The 758-nt window shown below is 56.6% G+C and carries 1 protein-coding gene; it reads right to left on the minus strand.

Features of this window, described 5'->3' with window-relative positions:
• A partial coding sequence (locus AB1462_RS31415) for an autotransporter-associated beta strand repeat-containing protein (protein WP_367248956.1) occupies nt 1–747 on the minus strand: 747 nt, incomplete at its 3' end.
• Nucleotides 748–758 lie beyond the last annotated feature (11 nt).

The following is a 758-nucleotide window of genomic DNA, read 5'->3' on the forward strand; positions in this document are numbered from 1 at the left end:
GACGTTGTGGCCGTTCGGCGGCCGGTTGAAATTGACCGATCCCGTCCCGAATGATTGGTTTCTAGCCGCAAGAACTCTTCCGCCATTGATGAATGTGCCGCCGGTGAAACTCGAACCGGTAATCAGTTCGAGTGAACCGGTGCCTTCCTTTACCAACATACCATCGCCGGAAATTATGTCGCGAAACTCGGAATTACCGCCAAATAGCCCCACGGTGAGCCTTGTGCCACTGTCGAGGACGGTTCGACCGTTGGCGACCACACGATCGATGACCTCGCTTTGCGCGAGCCGAAGCGTGCCAAATGCTCCGACTGTCAGTGTGGAGTTGTCGGCAATCGCACCTTGACCACCGGCACTGTCAACAACGAGCGTTCCGTACTGAATGCCCGTTCCGCCTGTGTAGGTGTTCTGGCCGGTCAACGTAAGTGTTCCATAGCCGTACTTGATCAGCTCCCCCCCGGAAATATTACCGCTAAGCGTTGCAGAGCGACCAGCGTCGACATTGAACATCGCGCCCGCATTGCCAGTGATGATCATGTCGTTAGCGACGGAAATGCTCTCGTCGGTCAGGCGGAAAGCCAAACTTGCAGCGGAGGCCCCGTTCGACGTGAACTCAATCGCGCCGGTCCCGAGCGCGTCGGCGTGTGACATCTCAATGATGCCGTAACTAATCTCCGTACCACCTGAGTAGGTGCTTAACCCGCCTGCACGAAGGGTGTCACTTCCCGTTTTGCGTAATTTGAGCACGCCTGCACCAT

The organism is Pseudomonas sp. SB113, from assembly GCF_040754745.1.
Lineage (GTDB): Bacteria > Pseudomonadota > Gammaproteobacteria > Pseudomonadales > Pseudomonadaceae > Aquipseudomonas > Aquipseudomonas grimontii.